This window comes from Klebsiella sp. MISC125 (genome assembly GCF_051131775.1).
Lineage (GTDB): Bacteria > Pseudomonadota > Gammaproteobacteria > Enterobacterales > Enterobacteriaceae > Klebsiella.
This window is the reverse complement of record NZ_CP180448.1, coordinates 6232401-6252473: the sequence shown is the minus strand read 5'-3', so window position 1 is coordinate 6252473 and position 20073 is coordinate 6232401. Positions and strand designations below refer to the sequence as shown.

Annotated in this window: 18 protein-coding genes; 2 read left to right on the top strand and 16 right to left on the bottom strand. The window is 50.3% G+C overall.

The features are described from left to right. Window positions 1-42 precede the first annotated feature (42 nt). The 3 genes from ACMYSL_RS29230 to glmU all read right to left on the bottom strand — a co-directional run bounded on the left by ACMYSL_RS29230 (window position 43) and on the right by glmU (window position 4497). A complete protein-coding gene (locus ACMYSL_RS29230) occupies window positions 43-618 on the bottom strand; it encodes a chaperone-usher fimbrial major subunit (RefSeq protein ID WP_434660998.1) in 576 nt (191 codons plus the stop codon). A 494-nt stretch (window positions 619-1112) separates the two neighbouring features. Then, the gene (gene glmS, locus ACMYSL_RS29225) at window positions 1113-2942 is read right to left on the bottom strand and encodes a glutamine--fructose-6-phosphate transaminase (isomerizing) (protein WP_434660996.1); all 1830 of its coding nucleotides are present in this window, start codon (window positions 2940-2942) and stop codon (window positions 1113-1115) included. A gap of 184 nt (window positions 2943-3126) precedes the next feature. Next, entirely contained in the window at window positions 3127-4497 is a 1371-nt protein-coding gene (gene glmU / locus ACMYSL_RS29220) for a bifunctional UDP-N-acetylglucosamine diphosphorylase/glucosamine-1-phosphate N-acetyltransferase GlmU (protein WP_181484303.1), read from the bottom strand. Between the two features lie 345 nt (window positions 4498-4842). Between glmU and ACMYSL_RS29215 the strand changes: the two genes are divergently transcribed. Next, window positions 4843-7014, top strand: a complete 2172-nt coding sequence (locus ACMYSL_RS29215) for a right-handed parallel beta-helix repeat-containing protein (RefSeq protein WP_434660994.1) — start codon at window positions 4843-4845, stop codon at window positions 7012-7014. Between the two features lie 409 nt (window positions 7015-7423). Here ACMYSL_RS29215 and ACMYSL_RS29210 read toward each other — a convergent pair whose 3' ends face one another. The 13 genes from ACMYSL_RS29210 to asnC all read right to left on the bottom strand — a co-directional run bounded on the left by ACMYSL_RS29210 (window position 7424) and on the right by asnC (window position 18923). Further along, a complete protein-coding gene (locus tag ACMYSL_RS29210) occupies window positions 7424-7843 on the bottom strand; it encodes a F0F1 ATP synthase subunit epsilon (RefSeq protein ID WP_110276033.1) in 420 nt (139 codons plus the stop codon). Window positions 7844-7863: 20 nt separating this feature from the next. Further along, complete coding sequence (atpD, locus tag ACMYSL_RS29205) at window positions 7864-9246, bottom strand: F0F1 ATP synthase subunit beta (protein WP_181484301.1); 1383 nt, start codon at window positions 9244-9246, stop codon at window positions 7864-7866. A 26-nt stretch (window positions 9247-9272) separates the two neighbouring features. Beyond that, the gene (gene atpG / locus ACMYSL_RS29200; RefSeq protein WP_110276035.1) at window positions 9273-10136 is read right to left on the bottom strand and encodes a F0F1 ATP synthase subunit gamma; all 864 of its coding nucleotides are present in this window, start codon (window positions 10134-10136) and stop codon (window positions 9273-9275) included. Window positions 10137-10186: 50 nt separating this feature from the next. Continuing rightward, the gene (gene atpA, locus ACMYSL_RS29195; RefSeq protein ID WP_110276036.1) at window positions 10187-11728 is read right to left on the bottom strand and encodes a F0F1 ATP synthase subunit alpha; all 1542 of its coding nucleotides are present in this window, start codon (window positions 11726-11728) and stop codon (window positions 10187-10189) included. Between the two features lie 12 nt (window positions 11729-11740). Next, window positions 11741-12274, bottom strand: coding sequence for a F0F1 ATP synthase subunit delta (atpH, locus tag ACMYSL_RS29190; RefSeq protein ID WP_110276037.1), 534 nt, complete (start codon window positions 12272-12274; stop codon window positions 11741-11743). A gap of 14 nt (window positions 12275-12288) precedes the next feature. Beyond that, window positions 12289-12759, bottom strand: coding sequence for a F0F1 ATP synthase subunit B (gene atpF / locus ACMYSL_RS29185; RefSeq protein WP_110276038.1), 471 nt, complete (start codon window positions 12757-12759; stop codon window positions 12289-12291). Between the two features lie 56 nt (window positions 12760-12815). After that, complete coding sequence (gene atpE / locus ACMYSL_RS29180) at window positions 12816-13055, bottom strand: F0F1 ATP synthase subunit C (protein WP_000429386.1); 240 nt, start codon at window positions 13053-13055, stop codon at window positions 12816-12818. 47 nt (window positions 13056-13102) lie between these two features. After that, window positions 13103-13918, bottom strand: a complete 816-nt coding sequence (gene atpB, locus ACMYSL_RS29175) for a F0F1 ATP synthase subunit A (RefSeq protein WP_110276039.1) — start codon at window positions 13916-13918, stop codon at window positions 13103-13105. Window positions 13919-13926: 8 nt separating this feature from the next. After that, window positions 13927-14307: a F0F1 ATP synthase subunit I gene (gene atpI, locus ACMYSL_RS29170; protein ID WP_182235431.1), complete on the bottom strand. Its 381-nt coding sequence runs from the start codon at window positions 14305-14307 to the stop codon at window positions 13927-13929. A 616-nt stretch (window positions 14308-14923) separates the two neighbouring features. Further along, a complete protein-coding gene (gene rsmG / locus ACMYSL_RS29165) occupies window positions 14924-15547 on the bottom strand; it encodes a 16S rRNA (guanine(527)-N(7))-methyltransferase RsmG (protein WP_304254532.1) in 624 nt (207 codons plus the stop codon). Between the two features lie 114 nt (window positions 15548-15661). Continuing rightward, window positions 15662-17551 (bottom strand): tRNA uridine-5-carboxymethylaminomethyl(34) synthesis enzyme MnmG, encoded by a 1890-nt coding sequence (gene mnmG / locus ACMYSL_RS29160; protein WP_434660991.1) that lies wholly within the window; start codon window positions 17549-17551, stop codon window positions 15662-15664. Between the two features lie 381 nt (window positions 17552-17932). Next, window positions 17933-18373 carry an FMN-binding protein MioC gene (gene mioC / locus ACMYSL_RS29155; protein WP_434660989.1) on the bottom strand — a complete coding sequence of 147 codons (441 nt, stop codon included), beginning with the start codon at window positions 18371-18373 and terminating at the stop codon, window positions 17933-17935. 91 nt (window positions 18374-18464) lie between these two features. Next, a complete protein-coding gene (asnC, locus tag ACMYSL_RS29150; protein WP_004107306.1) occupies window positions 18465-18923 on the bottom strand; it encodes a transcriptional regulator AsnC in 459 nt (152 codons plus the stop codon). Between the two features lie 151 nt (window positions 18924-19074). On the opposite strand from asnC, the gene asnA reads away from it, so the two are divergent. Beyond that, window positions 19075-20067, top strand: a complete 993-nt coding sequence (gene asnA, locus ACMYSL_RS29145) for an aspartate--ammonia ligase (protein ID WP_181484296.1) — start codon at window positions 19075-19077, stop codon at window positions 20065-20067. Window positions 20068-20073 lie beyond the last annotated feature (6 nt).

Sequence of the window (20073 nt, the reverse complement as noted above, 5' to 3'; positions counted from 1 at the left end):
GTCATTTAATTTAAAAATTAGTAAAAATGATCATCTATAATATTATTTGGTATATTCAACAGTAAACTGAGAGTCAGCGTTAGCGGTACCCGGAGTAACCGTTGCATTGGTTGCAATGTAACGTGCAATAAACTTCATTGACGCTTCGCCAGAGGCATTAACCGCTACAGGGAGAGAATCTTTGTACAATTCAACCTGGGAGTTATCCTCACTATTATAGATTCGAATAGCAACACCGGTTGCAGTAGTCGGATCGGTACCATCGCCAGTATAATCGCCAGGCGTACCTGTTTCAGTCGGGTTACCAATAGCCAGATCGCCATTACCATCAGAGGCCTCAGTACCATCAAAACGAATAGCGGTTGTTTTAATCGTTGCCGGACATTTTACTACATCAATATTGAATTCAGTCGGTGCCGCGGTCGAGCCAACGCCAGTAAATGCAGTAGTATTTACTTTACCCAAATCGACATTCTGGTCGTTAGTATCAGCCGTCACCTCACAGGTACTATCAATAACTTCACCACGGAAGTGAACGGTACCATCAGATGCCAGAGCATGACCAGCCAGCACTGTAGAAGATAAAACCAATGCGCTAGCAATAATTTTCAGTTTCATTATGACTCCATTAATATATTATATTCCCGTGTTTTACGTATAAATAAATAATAAAACACACCATCCTTAAGACAGCGAAATACTACTCTGAATTAACGAACAGACAATAATTAAAACTTTAATTCGAATTAACTAAATATAAATAAATGACAGAAAGAAATACAACCTCTTTAATATATTATTTTTCATTATAGACAAAAAAAGCCATCTTGAATGCTATTCATTTATTTTTAGGAATACATCAATATTATTATTCAACAATATTAAAAAGAGCGTATTTTTTAATCAAAAAAAAACATTTTACTCATTGCTATGATAAATGTGTTTAGATATATGTTTAATCGCATAAATATATCAATCACGCTAAAAACCGCATATTGTGTAACATTTTATTTCAAAGTTGAAAAAAGATGGAGGAATTAAGGAGGAGTGAAGAAGAAAATAGAAAAAAAGAAGGCTGCCAGATTAACAGCAGCCTTCCTACACTCAAAAAATTATTCCACGGTAACTGATTTCGCCAGGTTACGCGGCTGGTCGACGTCAGTCCCTTTGATCAGTGCGACGTGATACGCCAGCAGCTGCAGCGGTACGGTGTAGAAGATAGGCGCAATCACCTCTTCGACATGCGGCATCTCGATGATGTGCATATTGTCGCTACTGTTAAAACCCGCATCGCCGTCTGCGAAGACATATAGCTGGCCGCCTCGGGCACGAACCTCTTCAATATTGGATTTTAGCTTCTCCAGCAGCTCGTTGTTCGGTGCCACCACCACTACCGGCATTTCAGCATCAATCAACGCCAGCGGGCCGTGCTTCAGCTCTCCAGCGGCGTAGGCTTCAGCGTGAATGTAGGAGATCTCCTTCAGCTTCAGCGCCCCTTCCAGGGCAATCGGATACTGATCGCCACGCCCGAGGAACAGCGCGTGATGCTTGTCAGAGAAATTCTCGGCCAGAGCTTCAATGCGTTTATCCTGTGAAAGCACCTGCTCAATGCGGCTCGGCAGTGTCTGCAGGCCATGAACGATATCGTATTCGATAGCGGCATCCTGACCTTTCAGGCGAGCCAGTTTAGCCACCAGCATCAGCAGAACGGTCAATTGCGTAGTAAACGCTTTAGTCGAGGCAACGCCGATTTCCGTTCCGGCATTGGTCATCATCGCCAAATCGGATTCGCGTACCAAAGATGAGCCAGGAACGTTACAAATCGCCAGAGACCCTAGATAACCCAGCTCTTTCGACAGGCGCAGGCCAGCCAGTGTATCCGCAGTCTCGCCGGACTGGGAGAGGGTGATCATCAGGCTGTTACGACGTACGGCAGATTTGCGATAGCGGAACTCAGAGGCGATTTCGACGTCGCACGGAACCCCTGCCAGTGATTCAAACCAGTAGCGGGATACCATCCCTGAGTTATAGGAGGTTCCGCAGGCGATAATCTGAATATGCTCAACCTGAGACAGCAGTTCGTTGGCCTGCGGACCCAGCTCGCTCAAATCAACCTCGCCGTGGCTGATACGCCCGGAAAGTGTGTTTTTGATAGCATTCGGCTGCTCGTAGATCTCTTTCTGCATGTAGTGGCGATAGATGCCTTTATCACCCGCGTCATATTGCAGATTGGATTCAATATCCGGGCGCTGAACCTCCACGCCAGATTTATCAAAGACAGTGACCGAGCGGCGGGTCACTTCCGCAATATCGCCCTCTTCAAGGAAGATAAAACGGCGGGTAACCGGCAGCAGCGCCAGCTGGTCGGAAGCAATGAAGTTTTCCCCCATCCCCAGACCGATGACCAGCGGGCTGCCTGAACGGGCGGCCAGCAGCGTACCCGGATCGCGGGTATCCATAATCACGGTGCCGTAAGCGCCACGCAGTTGAGGAATGGTACGCAGTACGGCATCGCGTAGGGTACCGCCTTGCTCCAGCTCCCAATGCACCAGGTGCGCAATCACTTCAGTGTCCGTCTCGGAGGCAAAAACATAGCCCCGGGACTGCAGCAGTTCGCGCAGCGGTTCATGGTTTTCGATGATCCCGTTATGCACCACCACAATATGGTCAGAAACATGCGGATGCGCGTTACCCTCAGACGGTTCGCCATGAGTCGCCCAGCGGGTATGAGCAATCCCGGTACCGCCGTGTAAGGGACGTTCTTCTAACGCCTGAGCCAGCATTTGTACTTTACCGAGGCGGCGAACGCGGTTCATATGACCTTCGTTGTCAACGACCGCCAGACCGGCGGAGTCATAACCGCGGTATTCCAAACGACGTAAACCTTCAAGAAGGATTTCAGCAATATCACGCTGCGCGACTGCGCCAACAATTCCACACATAGTTTTTAATTCCGATTTTGGCTGTATGCCATGCGTTGTCGGTCAACCTGTTTGCCCGTATTTCGGGCGCCCCGAGCCTTGTAGAGAGTGGGGTTATTTTTATGGGTACTGCCAGTGGGGGGAGGATTATATTATCCCCTCACCCCGTTCCTTCACCCCCAATAAGGGCGAAAGAGAAATAGTGTTATTTTTTCTTCACCGGACGCTGCCAGCCCTGTTTATGGACCTGCGGCACGCGGCTTAAAACGAGTTCGTTATCGGCAACGTTTCGCGTTACCGTTGTTCCTGCGGCAATGGTCACGCCCTTGCCTACGGTCACCGGAGCCACTAGTTGGCTATCAGAGCCAACAAACACGTCATCGCCAATCACCGTTTTGTGCTTATTCGCGCCATCATAGTTACAGGTGATGGTGCCCGCGCCGATATTAACGTTATCGCCAATCTCAGCATCGCCAAGGTAGGACAGATGACCGGCCTTAGAGCCTTTACCCAGACGCGCCTTTTTAATTTCGACAAAGTTGCCGACGTGCGCGCCTTCCAGCAACTCTGCGCCCGGGCGCAGACGTGCGAACGGCCCGATAGTACAGGCAGCTTCCAGATGAGCATCTTCCACCACCGTATAGGGACTGATCTCGCAATCATCGCCAATGGTGCTGTTCTTGATAACGCAGCCGGTACCAATCTTCACGCGATCGCCCAGCACCACGTTACCCTCGAGAATAACGTTAGTATCAATTTCAACATCGCGCCCGTGTTTCAGCGTGCCGCGTAAATCAAAACGCGCCGGATCAAGCAGCATGACGCCCGCCAGCAGCAGTTTTTCTGCCTGTTCAGACTGAAAAACGCGTTCAAGGCGGGATAATTGTAGACGGTTATTCACGCCTTCTACCTCGCTTAAACGCTGAGGGTGAACAGCCGCAATTTCATGGCCTTCTTCGTAGGCCATAGCAATGATATCGGTGATGTAGTATTCGCCCTGAACGTTATTATTGGTCAGCTTCGCCAACCAGCGTTTCAGGTCCGCGCCGTTAGCGACCAGGATCCCGGTATTAATTTCCTTAATCTGTCGCTGCTCTTCGCTGGCATCTTTGTGCTCAACAATCCCCGTCACCGCACCGTTATCACGCGTAATGCGGCCATAGCCGGTCGGATCGTCGAGCTTAACCGTCAGCAGACCGATACCGCCTTGCGGTTTCGCTTCTCGCAGGCGTTTTAATGTTTCAACGGAAATCAATGGCACATCGCCGTACAGCATCAGGATATCTTCATCATCGCTGAAGAACGGCGCGGCCTGCTGCATGGCATGACCAGTGCCAAGCTGTTCGGCCTGTAAGACCCAGTTAAGATTATCTTCATGCAGCGTCTGGCGCAGCAGATCGCCGCCGTGCCCGTAAACCAGATGCACGGCTGATGCACCTAATTCTTTAGCTGCATCAATGACATGCTGCACCATTGGCTTTCCAGCCAGCGAATGCAACACCTTGGGAAGATCGGAATACATGCGGGTACCTTTGCCTGCGGCAAGAATAACCACGCTCATCGGACTGTTTGACATACGCATCCTGACTGCTGTTGGAACGAAAAGTAAAAGCCTTTCACGTTGAAATATCTACATATTTTTCATCATGAAACGAGTCGAAGATAAAACGTGCAGGCTCAACGCCATACACCATTTTAGGGCGCTATTTTTAACCAGCGCAAACCCGTTTAGTACAAAAAAATCATTTTAGCTAACGGTTATACCGGCTATGCCTCTGCTTTTACTGTTTTTTTGACACCTGAATAAAGAAGATTAACAAAATAAAACACAGTTTTAATATTCATTAATTGTGACGCGATAAATAGAAACAGCATTTCATTTTCCTGATAATGCCGCTTAATAATTACCCAGGAGAAAAGAATGAATAACAAAATACCTTTGGCATTAACCCTTTGCAGTTCGATGATCGCGCTACCGCTGCAGGCTAATGAAGCCCATCAGTGGCGGGCTATCGCCTTTGGACAATCCACAGATAGCAATTTTTCCTCTAACGTCCTGCCGGAAAAGATTGGCGTTAACGATGTCACGATCGCCGGCAAAAAACTTACGCCGCAAGACCCGGCCGATCTCAGCCAGCCCATTACTATTGAGAGTCGCGGCGGCAAAATTGCCAACTCCCATGACGGGCTGACCTTCTTTTATACCGAACTGCCGACTAACCAGAATTTTATCCTGCAGGCAACGGTGACCGTCAATCAGTTTGGCCCGGAAAATGGCGCTCGTCCGGCCGCGCAGGAAGGCGCTGGTTTGCTGGTCCGCGATATAATTGGCAATGCGCGTCAGCAGCCGCTGAAAGTCGGTTACGAAGAGTTCCCGGCGGCATCCAATATGGTGATGAACGCCATTATGACTCAGGATAAAAAAGATCACTCGCATATCAAGCTACAGGCTATCAGCCGGGAAGGGATAACTCAGCCGTGGGGTAATGCGGGCGCATCAATAAAGCGCCAGAGCTATAAAGAGAAGATAAACCTGGAACAAACCCCGACTTTCCAGCTCAAGCTGGAGCGTACCAACGACAGGTTTATTACCTCATGGGCAGCAACGGGCAGCAATGAATGGGTTAGCCAGCAGGTTCCTCACGCTGACCTGATTACGCAGCAGGATAAAGAGCATTACTACGTCGGTTTCTTCGCCTCACGTAACGCAAAAATCACCGTCAGCAATGCTTCACTCACTACTTCAGCAGCAAATACGGCCCCCTCAGCACCGTACGTCGCCAAAAGCTGGCCTCCTGTGATGCAAATTAGCTCAAGCGCAAAAAGCCAAAGCAAAGATTACATATTGCAGGCGCGCACTAATAGCGACGGGCGCATAACCGTTCGTCAGGATGAAGTGGTGATCGGGCAGGATAAAGAAGTAAAAGCCGGAGAGATGTTTACCCAGCCTGCCGTCCTGAAAGATAAAGACACTTTTGAAATCAGCTTTACCCCAGCCACCAGCGCAAAACCGGTTAGCCAAACGCTGACAGTTGAGCACAGCGCCAGCGTGACAGGCAATACGCTCTATGCCGCACCAGATGGGCTACCGCAGGCTAAAGGGACAGCTGATTCACCGCTTGATTTATCCTCCGCCATTGAATTCGTCCCGGCAGGCGGAAAAATAGTATTAGCCGCTGGAGATTATCCGCAAACGGCAATTCCTCTGAGCGCAAGCGGCCTGAAAGGCAAAACCAAAACCCTGCAAGCCGACGGCAAAGCGATCATTCACGGATTGCTACTGGACGCCAGCTACTGGCATATCAACGGCATTGAAGTTACGGATAAAAGCCTGCGCGTGCAGGGTAGCCATAACCTGATTGAAAACGTTATCGCTTATCGCAACGATGATACCGGGATTCAAATTTCCTCTCCGGCAGATGTTGGACGCCCGCTGTGGGCCAGCTATAACCGGGTGGTGAATTCTGAATCCTTTAGTAATGAAGATCCGGGGAAAATTAACGCCGATGGCTTCGCGGTGAAAATGCGCGTAGGGGAGGGTAACCGGCTGGAAGGTTGCTACTCGCACGATAATATCGATGACGGATTCGACCTGTTTAACAAGATTGAGGACGGGGCGAATGGTGTTGTGGTGATCGAGAATTCAATTGCCCGCAATAATACCAGCAACGGCTTTAAGCTCGGTGGGGAAGGGCAGCCGGTCGCACATGAAGTACGTAACAGCATCGCTATTGGCAATCACCTGGACGGTTTTACCGACAACTTCAACCCCGGTAAGCTGGTGGTGGTCAATAACGTTGCGGTAGACAATCAGCGATTTAACTATATCTTCCGCCCAAGCCCATACGGCGCACCGGAAACGCAAGGCGCTTTCAGCGATAATATATCCTTGCGCACTCAAGCAGGGAAATATGACGACGCCGTGGTCGGCAACATCGACGATAGCAACTACTTCATTCACGGCGGTCGAAGCATCAACGCGCAGGGAAAGAGCATTAGTAGTAACGATTACCAAACGCTGGCGTTACCGGCCCCTCTGCTGCGTAATGAGGATGGGAGTTTCAATAACGGTAACTTCCTCAGTCGAAATTAAGACCCGATAAAAACACAAAGGTCGCCCTCGGGCGACCCTCTAACTTTCTTTCCTGCTTCACACCGCATGTGTTGTCGTTTTAGTTAGCGGTACAGCGCAAATGCAGTTCGGATAGTTTGATTCTTAGTTGTTGAAAGTACCAAAGGTAACGTTCATAGCACTGAAGAAAGCGACGATTTTGTTGATCAGTTTCATGATAACTTCCTGGATAGCGATTATATTTTGATGGATTATTTTGTGATTTACATCACAAAAACAAGTCTACACTTCATTTTTTGATCGATCAATAAAAATGAGATATTCATCACAAAAATATTGAACTCGCTTTTTAGTTTTACTATTTCTGAAACGAAACCATAAAAAAAGCCAGCCTGGAAACCAGACTGGCTTTTTAACTTTCAAGCCGGTGTTACATCGCTTTTTTGGTCAACTCGATAACGCGAAGCTGAGCGATCGCTTTGGCCAGTTCTGCGGACGCCTGAGCGTAATCCACGTCGCCGTGAGAGCTTTTGATATGCTCTTCAGCCTTACGTTTCGCTTCCAGAGCTCGCGCTTCGTCGAGATCCTGGCCACGAATTGCCGTATCAGCCAGAACGGTCGTGCTACCAGGCTGCACTTCAAGAATGCCGCCTGACAGGTAGATAAACTCTTCATGACCGTGCTGCTTAACGATGCGAATCATACCAGGCTTAATGGCGGTGAGCAGCGGTGCGTGACCCGGGTAAATACCCAGCTCACCTTCACTACCCGTTACCTGGATTTTCTCGACCAGACCAGAGAACATTTGTTTCTCTGCGCTGACGACGTCCAGGTGGTAAGTCATTGCCATATCACCCTCCGATTAAGGCGTTAAAGTTTTTTGGCTTTTTCCACGGCTTCGTCGATGGAACCGACCATGTAGAACGCCTGCTCTGGCAGGTGATCGTATTCGCCGTCCATGATGCCTTTAAAGCCACGGATGGTGTCTTTCAGGGAGACGTATTTGCCCGGAGAACCGGTAAATACTTCTGCCACGAAGAACGGCTGGGACAGGAAGCGCTGGATCTTACGAGCACGAGCTACCACCAGTTTGTCTTCTTCAGACAGTTCATCCATACCCAGGATGGCGATGATGTCTTTCAGTTCCTGATAACGCTGCAGGATAGACTGAACGCCACGCGCGGTGTCGTAGTGTTCCTGACCAACAACCAGCGGATCCAACTGACGGCTGGTGGAGTCCAGCGGGTCAACGGCCGGGTAGATACCCAGGGATGCGATCTGACGGCTCAGTACCACGGTTGCATCTAAGTGAGCAAAGGTGGTTGCTGGGGATGGGTCAGTCAAGTCATCCGCAGGTACGTATACCGCCTGTACGGAGGTGATAGAACCGGTTTTGGTGGAGGTGATACGTTCCTGCAGAACGCCCATCTCTTCCGCCAGAGTCGGCTGGTAACCTACCGCTGAAGGCATACGACCCAGCAGTGCTGATACTTCAGTACCGGCCAGGGTGTAACGATAGATGTTATCGACGAACAGCAGTACGTCGCGACCTTCGTCACGGAACTTCTCAGCCATGGTCAGACCGGTCAGAGCAACGCGCAGACGGTTTCCCGGCGGCTCGTTCATCTGGCCATACACCAGGGATACTTTATCGATAACGTTGGAGTCGGTCATTTCGTGGTAGAAGTCGTTACCCTCACGAGTACGTTCACCTACGCCCGCAAACACGGAGTAACCGGAGTGCTCAATCGCGATGTTACGAATAAGCTCCATCATGTTTACGGTTTTACCTACACCCGCACCACCGAACAGACCAACTTTACCGCCCTTCGCAAACGGACACATCAGGTCGATAACTTTGATGCCGGTTTCCAGCAGTTCCTGAGAGTTTGACAACTCTTCATAGGACGGTGCTGCACGGTGGATAGCCCAACGCTCTTCTTCACCGATGTCGCCTTTCATGTCAACTGGCTGGCCCAGTACGTTCATGATACGACCCAGTGTTGCTTTACCTACCGGGACTTCGATCGGGTGCTCAAGGTCTTTAACATCCAGACCACGACGCAGGCCGTCGGAAGAACCCATAGCGATGGTACGTACAATACCGCCGCCGAGCTGCTGCTGAACTTCCAGCACCAGTTGCTCATTACCATTTTGTACCTCAAGAGCCTCGTACACGCGCGGTACGGCATCCTGAGGGAATTCGACGTCGACCACGGCGCCGATTACCTGGACAATTTTTCCAGTAGCCATCTTGAATCCTCTACGAATTAACCTGGTTATACCGCGGATGCTCCACCGACGATCTCGGTGAGTTCCTGAGTAATGCTGGCCTGACGAGCTTTGTTGTATACCAACTGCAGCTCTTTAATCAGGCTGCCGCCATTGTCGGTCGCGGCTTTCATCGCCACCATACGTGCGGCCTGCTCGCTGGCCAGGTTTTCTACCACGCCCTGATAAACCTGAGATTCCACATAGCGGCGCAGCAGGGTATCCAGCAGCGCTTTCGGATCGGGTTCATACAGGTAATCCCAGGATTTACGCTTCAAGTCATCATCTTCTGACGCCGGTAACGGCAGCAGTTGGGTGATGGTTGGAACCTGAGACATGGTGTTAATAAATTTGTTGCTGACAACGTACAGCTTGTCCAGACGACCTTCATCGTAGGCCTGCAACATCACTTTTACCGGACCGATCAGTTCGGACAGGGATGGGTTGTCACCCATGCCGGTCACCTGAGCGACAACATTGCCGCTTACGGAATTAAAGAACGACACGCCCTTCGAGCCGATCATTGCGAGTTCGCTCTGAACGCCTTTATCGGACCATGCTTTCATATCCGCCAGCAGTTTTTTGAACAGGTTAATGTTCAAGCCACCACACAGACCACGGTCGGTAGACACCACCAGGTAGCCCACGCGCTTAACGTCGCGTTCTTCCAGGTACGGGTGCTTATATTCCAGATTACCGTTCGCAAGGTGACCAATCACTTTGCGCATGGTATCTGCGTAAGGACGGCTGGCCGCCATGCGCTCCTGCGATTTACGCATTTTGGAAGCGGCGACCATTTCCATCGCTTTAGTGATCTTTTGCGTGTTCTGGACGCTTGCGATCTTACTACGTATCTCTTTTGCGCCGGCCATGAGCTTCTCCTCAATGCCTTGCGGCCTGCCCTAAAGCAAGCCGCCAGACTTTACCAGGACTGGGTTGCTTTGAAGGAATCGAGGATGCCTTTCAGCTTGCCTTCGATTTCGTCGTTATAGCCACCGGACTGGTTGATCTCTTGCATCAACGGAGCGTGATCACGGTCGACGTAAGCCAGCAGAGCTGCTTCGAAACTACCGATTTTCGCCAGCTCTACATCTGCCAGATAACCACGTTCTGCTGCGTACAGAACCAGAGACTGCTGCGCAACGGACATCGGCGCATACTGTTTCTGTTTCAGCAGTTCAGTTACTTTCTGACCGTGGTCCAGCTGCTTACGGGTTGCATCATCAAGGTCAGAGGCAAACTGGGAGAACGCCGCCAGTTCGCGATACTGCGCCAGCGCGGTACGAATACCACCGGACAGTTTCTTCATGATCTTGGTCTGAGCAGCACCACCAACACGGGATACGGAGATACCCGGGTTAACCGCAGGACGAATACCGGAGTTAAACAGGTTGGTTTCCAGGAAGATCTGACCATCGGTAATGGAAATTACGTTGGTCGGAACGAACGCAGAAACGTCACCCGCCTGGGTTTCGATAATCGGCAGCGCAGTCAGAGAACCGGTTTGACCTTTCACTTCACCTTTGGTGAAAGCTTCAACGTATTCAACGTTAACACGTGCAGCACGCTCCAGCAGACGAGAGTGGAGGTAGAATACGTCGCCCGGGAACGCTTCACGTCCTGGCGGACGGCGGAGCAGCAGGGAGATCTGACGGTAAGCAACGGCCTGTTTAGACAGGTCATCATAAATGATCAGCGCGTCTTCACCGCGGTCGCGGAAGTATTCGCCCATTGCGCAACCGGCATACGGAGCCAGGTATTGCAGTGCAGCGGATTCAGATGCGGTTGCAACCACAACGATGGTGTTGGCCAGCGCGCCGTGCTCTTCCAGTTTACGTACCACGTTAGAAATGGTGGACGCTTTCTGGCCGATAGCCACGTAGACGCACTTAATGCCGGAGTCACGCTGGTTGATAATGGCGTCGATTGCCAGAGCGGTTTTACCGGTCTGACGGTCGCCGATGATCAGTTCACGCTGACCACGACCGATTGGGATCATGGCATCGACGGACTTATAACCGGTTTGAACCGGCTGATCGACGGATTGACGTTCGATTACGCCCGGAGCGATAGCTTCAACAGCGGAGAAGCCGTCGTGCTCCAGCGGACCTTTACCGTCGATTGGCGCACCCAGGGTGTTAACCACGCGGCCCAGCAGGCCACGGCCAACCGGAACTTCCAGGATACGGCCAGTACATTTAACCTTCATGCCTTCGGCAAGGTCAGCGTACGGACCCATCACAACGGCACCTACGGAGTCGCGCTCCAGGTTCAGTGCGATAGCGTAACGGTTACCCGGCAGAGCGATCATCTCACCCTGCATACAATCGGCAAGGCCGTGAATGCGGATAACACCGTCACTGACAGAAACGATAGTACCTTCGTTATGAGCCTCGCTCACAACATTGAACTGAGCAATGCGCTGCTTGATCAGTTCGCTGATTTCGGTGGAATTCAGTTGCATGCTCCAGTCCCCTTAAGACTGCAAGACGTCTGCAAGGCGATCAAGACGGCCGCGTACGCTACCATCAATGACCATATCACCCGCACGGATGATAACACCTGCCATTACAGACTTATCGATTTTGCAATTCAGCTTAACTTTGCGTGACAGACGTTTTTCCATCGCAGTGCTAATCTTCGCAAGCTGTACGTCACTCATCTGGGTGGCAGAAATAACTTCTACCTCTGCGGTTGCCTCACTGGCAGCGCGCAGGTGAATGAACTGCTCGAGAACATCAGGGAGCGCCTTCAGACGACTATTCTCAGCCATTACCCGAATCAGGTTTTGGCCATTTTCGTCCAGTTGCTCACCACATACCGCGATAAACGCATCTGAGAGCGTTTCCGGAGCCAGTGCGCCGGAGAGTAGCTCTGCCATTTGTTCGTTCTTGGTCACTTCAGCGACAAACGCCAGCATATCCTGCCAGCGTTCAACACTGTTGTGCTCGACGGCAAAGTCAAAAGCTGCTTTGGCGTAGGGGCGAGCTACCGTTACAAATTCAGACATCAGCCCCTCCCTCCTTACAGTTCAGCGACAAGTTTATCCACGATGTCGCTGTTAGCAGCTTCATCCACGGAACGTTCGATGATCTTCTCGGCGCCAGCAACAGCCAGGATAGCGACCTGCTTACGCAGCTCCTCACGAGCACGTTTACGTTCGGCATCGATTTCAGCCTGCGCCTGTGCGACGATTTTGGTGCGTTCCTGTTCTGCTTCCGCTTTAGCTTCATCCAGAATCTGAGAGCGACGCTTGTTCGCTTGCTCGATGATTACCTGGGCTTCCGCTTTCGCTTTTTTCAGCTGGTCGGTCGCGTTGGCCTGTGCAAGGTCCAAATCTTTCTTAGCGCGTTCTGCAGAAGCTAAACCGTCAGAAATTTCTTTCTGGCGCTTTTCGATGGCAGCCATTAAAGGCGGCCATACGTACTTCATGCAGAACCATACGAAGAGAACAAACGCGATGGCCTGGCCGAGGATTGTTGCGTTCATGTTCACAGCACAATACCTCTTAAAAATTAACTCTGTGGCTTAGGTTTCTTTCGAACAACTTACTACGCGACGGCGAACATCACGTACAGACCCAGACCTACAGCGATCATCGGGATAGCATCCACCAGACCCATAACGATAAAGAACTGAGTACGCAGCAGAGGAATCAGATCCGGTTGACGCGCTGCGCCTTCCAGGAATTTACCCCCGAGGATGCCGATACCGATCGCAGCACCGATTGCCGCCAGACCCATCATCACAGCGGCAGCCATGTACAGCAGATCCATATTCAGGTTTTCCATGACAGTCTCCAGTTTGTTTCAGTTAAAACGTAGTATGTTGGTAAAAATCAATGCTCTTCGGATGCCATCGACAGATAGACAATCGTCAGAACCATGAAGATGAAGGCTTGCAGCGTAATAATCAGGATGTGGAAAATGGCCCATGGCACATTCAGAATCCACTGTGACCACCACGGCAACAGACCAGCAATCAGAATGAAAATCAGCTCACCGGCATACATGTTGCCGAACAGTCGCAGACCGAGTGATACCGGTTTGGACAGCAGGCTTACCCCTTCAAGGATTAAGTTGACAGGAATGAACGCCCAGTGATTGAACGGCTGCAGGGTCAGTTCTTTAACGAACCCGCCCACGCCTTTCATTTTGATGCTGTAGAAAAGAATCAGGATAAACACGCCAAGCGCCATCGACAGGGTGATGTTCACGTCAGCAGACGGAACCACGCGCAGTGCAGGCAGGCCGAAAATGTGTTCGCCGATGTAAGGAATCAGGTCGATTGGCAGCAGGTCCATCAGGTTCATCAGGAATACCCAGACGAACACGGTCAGGGCCAGCGGAGCAATCAGCTTGCTCTTGCCGTGATACATGTCTTTGACGCTGCCATGGACGAAGCCGATGGTCATTTCGATAGCAGTCTGGAGTTTCCCTGGCACACCGCTGGTCGCTTTCTTAGCAACGCTACGGAAAATGGTAAGGAACAGCAGACCGAGAACCACCGAGAAAAACATGGAGTCAATATTGAGCGTCCAGAAGGTGGCTGGGGGGTTGTGCGGATCCACCAGCGAGAAAGTACGCAGGTCCAACTGAAGGTTGTTCAGATGGTGTCCTATGTATTCCTGCGGCGTCATATTTTCTGAAGCCATGATGCCTTTTACCCTTTGTTGTTAATTACAGCTGGCGCCAGAATTTGTACCACCAGCACCAAAACCCACGTCACTATCAGCGGCAAAAACACCACCTTTAAAACCGCTAGCGCCACCGCCAGAAGAGCGAAGGTCAGCAACACCTTGAAGGCTTCACCGAAGGCGAAGGTCCAGGCCACTCGGCCTTTAGCTGGTGTATGCGCCTGATGACGCCAGGCAAAAATCATAAATATCATGTTTGGCAACACAACCGCCAAACCTCCGCAAACGGCAGAGATGCCCCAGAAGGGGTCTTTGAGGCTGAACAGCAGTCCACTTGCTATTACTGCCAGTAACTGAATAAACAGAAGCTTACGAGCAACGTTTCGACTCAAGAGCGACACAGACATCACGTTTTTACTCCTGCTCCCTTTGAGGTATGTCGCGTGTCGTATAAAACGTCCTTTAAGACGAAGAGTCAAGCATCAAAAAGCGGACAAATTATACGGTGACGCCCCGTGATTTCAAACAATAAGTAGCAAAATAGTGAATAAATGTTTAATTATTTTCAAAGTGACAACTTTTCATGCTTTTCACCAATCTGTGAGCGGTCATGCAAAACTGCAAATAGCGAGAAAACACGGCAATTAAAGCGTGCATTAGATCACATAATAGACATTTTTACCGTAATTGAATTAATTCTGTACATAAAACGTAAGTTTTCATCCTTTTGATATCCAACATAAAAAATGGGCATTCTTTCTAAAACAACCCTATATACAATGAAAACCTTTTATTGACATTTATAATAAATATTTAACATCAGTATGAAGCATCAGCAGCTCGATTTTTAGCACACTGATATTTTCAACGTTGACTATTCATCGGAGAAAGCAACAAGTCAAAGTTAACTGAAAGAAAATCCATGGTAAAAACAAGGTTAACAATGACCCGATAATACCCTGCAGTGACTTTTATTTTTGTAACATGCTTGAGCCATCTTTTTTTCACATTTTTTGATAAAAATTAAATCATTTTTGGTTGAATCACCACCAGGTGACGCTCCCCTTCCAACTGAGGTACATGCAGCTCAATAATCTCATTAACCACATACCCTTGCGGAAGATTTGCCATTTCATCTTCCTGGACTAAACCTTTGAGCGCATAGAAATGACCGTTCTTCGCAGGCAAGTGGTGGCACCAGCTCACCATGTCGCTTAACGAAGCAAAGGCGCGGCTAATGACGCCATCAAACAGCGGCTCACCAGAAAACGCCTCTACGCGACTTTGTACCGGCGTCACATTGTCCAGTTTTAACTCATGCTGAACCTGACGAAGGAACCGAATACGCTTACCAAGGCTGTCCAACAAGGTGAAATTGGACTCAGGGCGCACTATCGCCAGCGGAATACCCGGTAGCCCAGGACCGGTGCCCACATCAATAAAACGAGTTCCTTTAAGGTGCGGCGCAACAATAATGCTATCGAGAATGTGGCGTACCAGCATCTCGTTCGGATCGCGAACGGAGGTCAGGTTATAAGCCTTATTCCACTTATCCAGCATACCCACATAGGCTACCAGCTGATTTTTCTGGTGATCGGTGAGCGAAATCCCTGCTTCAGCCAGCAGACGAGAAAGTTTGTTAAGCACGGTCAATACCTGTCTAAAAACAATGAGCCCGGAGGCGATAACGCTTACCGGGCTGATGAATTAAAAGGGCGGATACGAATGCGTTATCCGCCAAATATCTCTATCAGGGAAAGATCAGGCGCTACGACGCAGCATTCCCTGTTTTTTCAGCCACACCAGCAGAATAGAGATTGCCGCCGGCGTAATACCAGAAATACGCGATGCCTGCCCTATTGAGGACGGTTTGTGATCGTTGAGCTTAGCAATCACCTCGTTCGACAATCCGTTCACCAGCCGGTAATCGAGTGTCGCAGGCAGCAAGGTATTTTCATTGCGCTGCTGCTTTTCGATCTCATCCTGCTGACGAGCGATGTAGCCTTCATACTTAACCTGAATCTCCACCTGCTCAGCTGCTTGCTTATCTGCAAGACCTGGTGAGAACGGTGACATCTGCACCAACTGCTCGTAGGTCATTTCAGGACGACGAAGTAAGTCTTCCCCGCTTGCTTCACGAGAAAGTGGCGCAGTCAGGTGAGCGTTCACTTCCGCAGCGCTTTCTGCCAGCGGATTAACCCAGCTGGATTTTAGACGCTGACGTTCACGCTCAATGCTTTCCAGCTTCTCGTTGAAACGCGCCCAGCGTTCGTCATCCACCAGACCCAGCTCACGACCCTGTTCGGTCAGACGCAGGTCGGCATTGTCTTCACGCAGCATCAGACGATATTCCGCCCGCGAGGTAAACATACGGTACGGTTCTTTGGTCCCAAGAGTGCACAGGTCGTCCACCAGCACGCCGAGATAGGCCTGAGAGCGGCCCGGCGCCCAGCCCTCTTTCTCAGCAGAGAAACGGGCGGCGTTCAGGCCAGCGAGCAGGCCCTGCGCTGCGGCTTCTTCGTAGCCGGTGGTGCCGTTAATCTGCCCAGCGAAGAACAGGCCATGGATAAATTTACTTTCCAGCGTCGGCTTAAGATCGCGCGGGTCGAAGAAATCGTACTCAATAGCGTAGCCAGGACGGACGATTTTTGCATTTTCCATCCCCTGCATTGAGCGAACGATTTGCATCTGGACATCAAACGGCAGGCTGGTAGAGATGCCGTTTGGATAAATTTCATTGGAAGTCAGTCCTTCCGGCTCCAGGAAGATCTGGTGCTGATTGCGATCGGCAAAGCGCATGACTTTGTCTTCGATCGACGGACAGTAACGCGGCCCGATCCCTTCAATCACCCCAGCATACATAGGGCTGCGATCGAGGTTATTGCGGATAACATCGTGGGTTTTCTCGTTGGTATGAGTGACATAGCACGGTACCTGACGTGGGTGCTGGGAAGCATTGCCCATAAACGAGAAGACCGGCATTGGATCATCGCCGTGCTGCTGCGCCAAAACGCTGAAATCAATGGTTCTTGCGTCAATACGCGGTGGAGTACCAGTTTTCAGGCGGCTTACGCGCAACGGAAGCTCGCGTAGACGGCGAGACAGAGGGATCGATGGCGGATCGCCAGCACGGCCACCGCTGTAGTTATCCAGACCGATATGGATCTTGCCATCCAGGAACGTACCAACGGTCAGAACAACCGCCTTCGCACGAAATTTGAGGCCCATCTGGGTCACGGCACCGACAACACGATCGTTCTCAACAATCAGATCTTCAACGGCCTGCTGGAAGATCATCAAGTTCGGCTGGTTTTCCAGGGCTGTGCGAACCGCCTGTCGATAGAGCACGCGATCTGCCTGAGCTCGGGTGGCGCGGACCGCCGGCCCCTTACTGGCGTTTAGTATCCTAAACTGGATACCAGCATGATCGATCGCCGTTGCCATCAGGCCGCCAAGGGCATCCACTTCTTTTACCAGGTGTCCTTTCCCAATGCCGCCAATCGCCGGATTGCAGCTCATCTGCCCCAACGTGTCGATATTGTGTGTCAAAAGCAGAGTCTGTTGACCCATTCGCGCTGCGGCCATCGCGGCCTCAGTGCCTGCATGACCCCCGCCAATGATGATGACGTCAAAAGGATCCTGATAAAACATGGTGGTTTGCCTCGCGTAAAGCGGTTTGAAAATGGATTGAAGCCCGGGCCGTGGATTCTACTCAACTTTCGGCTTTCGAGAAAGCACCGGGATCTTGAGTATTAAAAAGAAGATCTTTTATTTAGAGATCTGTTTTATTGTGATCTCTTATTAGGATCGACGATATCTGTGGATAAGTCAGATCCACGATTTAAGATCAAAAGCTTAAGAAGGATCACTATCTGTGAATGATCGGTGATCCTGTTCAGTATAAGCTGGGATCAAAATGAAGGGTTATACACAGCACAAAAATCAGTCAAGGGTTATACTTTGGATAACTACCGGTTGATCCAAGCTTTTAAGCATAGTTATCCACAGAAGAAACAAGGATCTTTACAATTCTCAGAGCAAATTTTCCCAGGATCCAAGCCAAATCTCTGCTGGATCTTCAGGAATCTCATGTTCGAGGACATTAATCTTCAGCGTTTCGCCAATCTGTTTTGCCCCACATGCTATGAGCGCCGCCTCGATTTTATCAATAGCTCCACAGAAGGTGTCATATTCACGACTACCGATGCCGATTGCGCCAAAGTGGACAGCAGAAAGATCGACTTGCTTCTCCTGAAGCGCTTCATAGAAAGGCAGTAAGTTATCGGGAATATCGCCAGCACCATGAGTAGAAGAGATAACCAGCCAGATTCCTTCGGCCTGCAGATCCTCAATCAACGGACCGTGCTGGATAGTGGTGCCGTGACCAGCTTCTTCCAGCTTTTCCGCCAGATGTTCTGATACATATTCTGCGCTACCCAGAGTACTGCCGCTGATAAGAGTTATGTCTGCCATGATCGCCCGCTCCACTATTCAGAGTAGCGTATTGTACGCTGTGAGCGAGCTGGGATCTACCTGTGGAAAAATGTGGGATTAAAAAGTCCGATCACGGGCGAATGGTACGCATAATCGGGTTCTGCAGGACGATCAATGTTTCAGTGGACTGAATTTCATCGATTGTTTGGATCTTGTTGATAAGTACATGTTGAAGGGCATCAATCGAGCGGCACATCACTTTTATAAAGATGCTGTAGTGGCCGGTGGTGTAATACGCTTCGGTAACTTCATCCAGACTGTTTAATCTGGCCAGTGCGGAAGGGTAATCCTTTGCGCTCTTCAGAATGATGCCGATAAAACAGCCCACATCGTAACCCAGCTGTTTTGGACTGACGTCAATGCGCGCGCCGGTAATAATTCCCGCTTGCTTCATTTTCTCGACGCGAACGTGAATTGTCCCGGGGCTGACGCCAAATTGTTTCGCCAGTTCGGCATAGGCGGTACGTGCATTAGCCATGAGAGCTTCAAGGATGCCGCGATCCAGATTGTCGATCTGATAATTTTCCATAGGTTTTTCTTATGAAGTTTGATGAATCGCTCTATTTTAGCGTCATATTTTGATGAATTAAAACCGAAGCAGGCTTTTTGTTGTTGGATTATTGAATTGCATCGCGGTTTTGTTGCTTAATCAATGGCAACAGGACGCAGGAGTCATAAAAATGAAAACCGCATACATCGCAAAACAACGCCAGATTAGTTTCGTTAAGTCTCACTTTTCCCGCCAGCTTGAAGAGAAGCTTGGTCTGATTGAAGTCCAGGCCCCCATCTTAAGCCGCGTGGGAGATGGGACGCAGGATAACCTGTCTGGTTGCGAAAAAGCGGTTCAGGTGAAAGTGAAAACACTGCCTGACGCCCAATTCGAAGTGGTTCATTCACTGGCGAAGTGGAAGCGTCAAACCCTGGGACAACACGACTTCAGCGCGGGCGAAGGGCTGTACACGCACATGAAGGCCCTTCGCCCCGATGAAGACAGATTAACCGCCATCCATTCCGTTTACGTTGACCAGTGGGACTGGGAGCGCGTAATGGGTGACGCAGAACGCCATTGCGGGACGCTGAAATCGACTGTTGAAGCAATTTATGCCGGGATCAAAGCGACTGAAGCTGCGGTGAGCAAAGAATTTGGCCTGACGCCGTTCTTGCCGGAGACGATCCAGTTTGTTCATAGTCAGGAATTATTAAGTCGTTATCCGGATCTTGATGCTAAAGGCCGCGAGCGGGCGATAGCCAAAGATCTGGGCGCGGTATTCCTGATTGGTATCGGCGGTAAATTGTCTGATGGTCAGCGTCACGATGTTCGAGCCCCGGATTATGATGACTGGAGCACGCCGGCAGCTGAAGGTTTTGCCGGTCTGAACGGCGATATCCTGGTGTGGAACCCGATCCTGGAAGATGCTTTTGAGCTCTCTTCGATGGGCATCCGCGTGGATTCAGAGGCGCTGAAACGCCAGCTCGCGATCACTGGTGATGAAGATCGCCTGAAGCTGGAATGGCACCAGGCGCTGCTGCGTGGGGAAATGCCGCAGACTATCGGCGGTGGTATCGGCCAGTCTCGTCTGACGATGCTACTTCTGCAGCTTGACCATATCGGGCAGGTTCAGTGCGGCGTATGGCCAACGCAGGTTCGTGAAAGCGTCGCTGCCCTTCTTTAATAGATC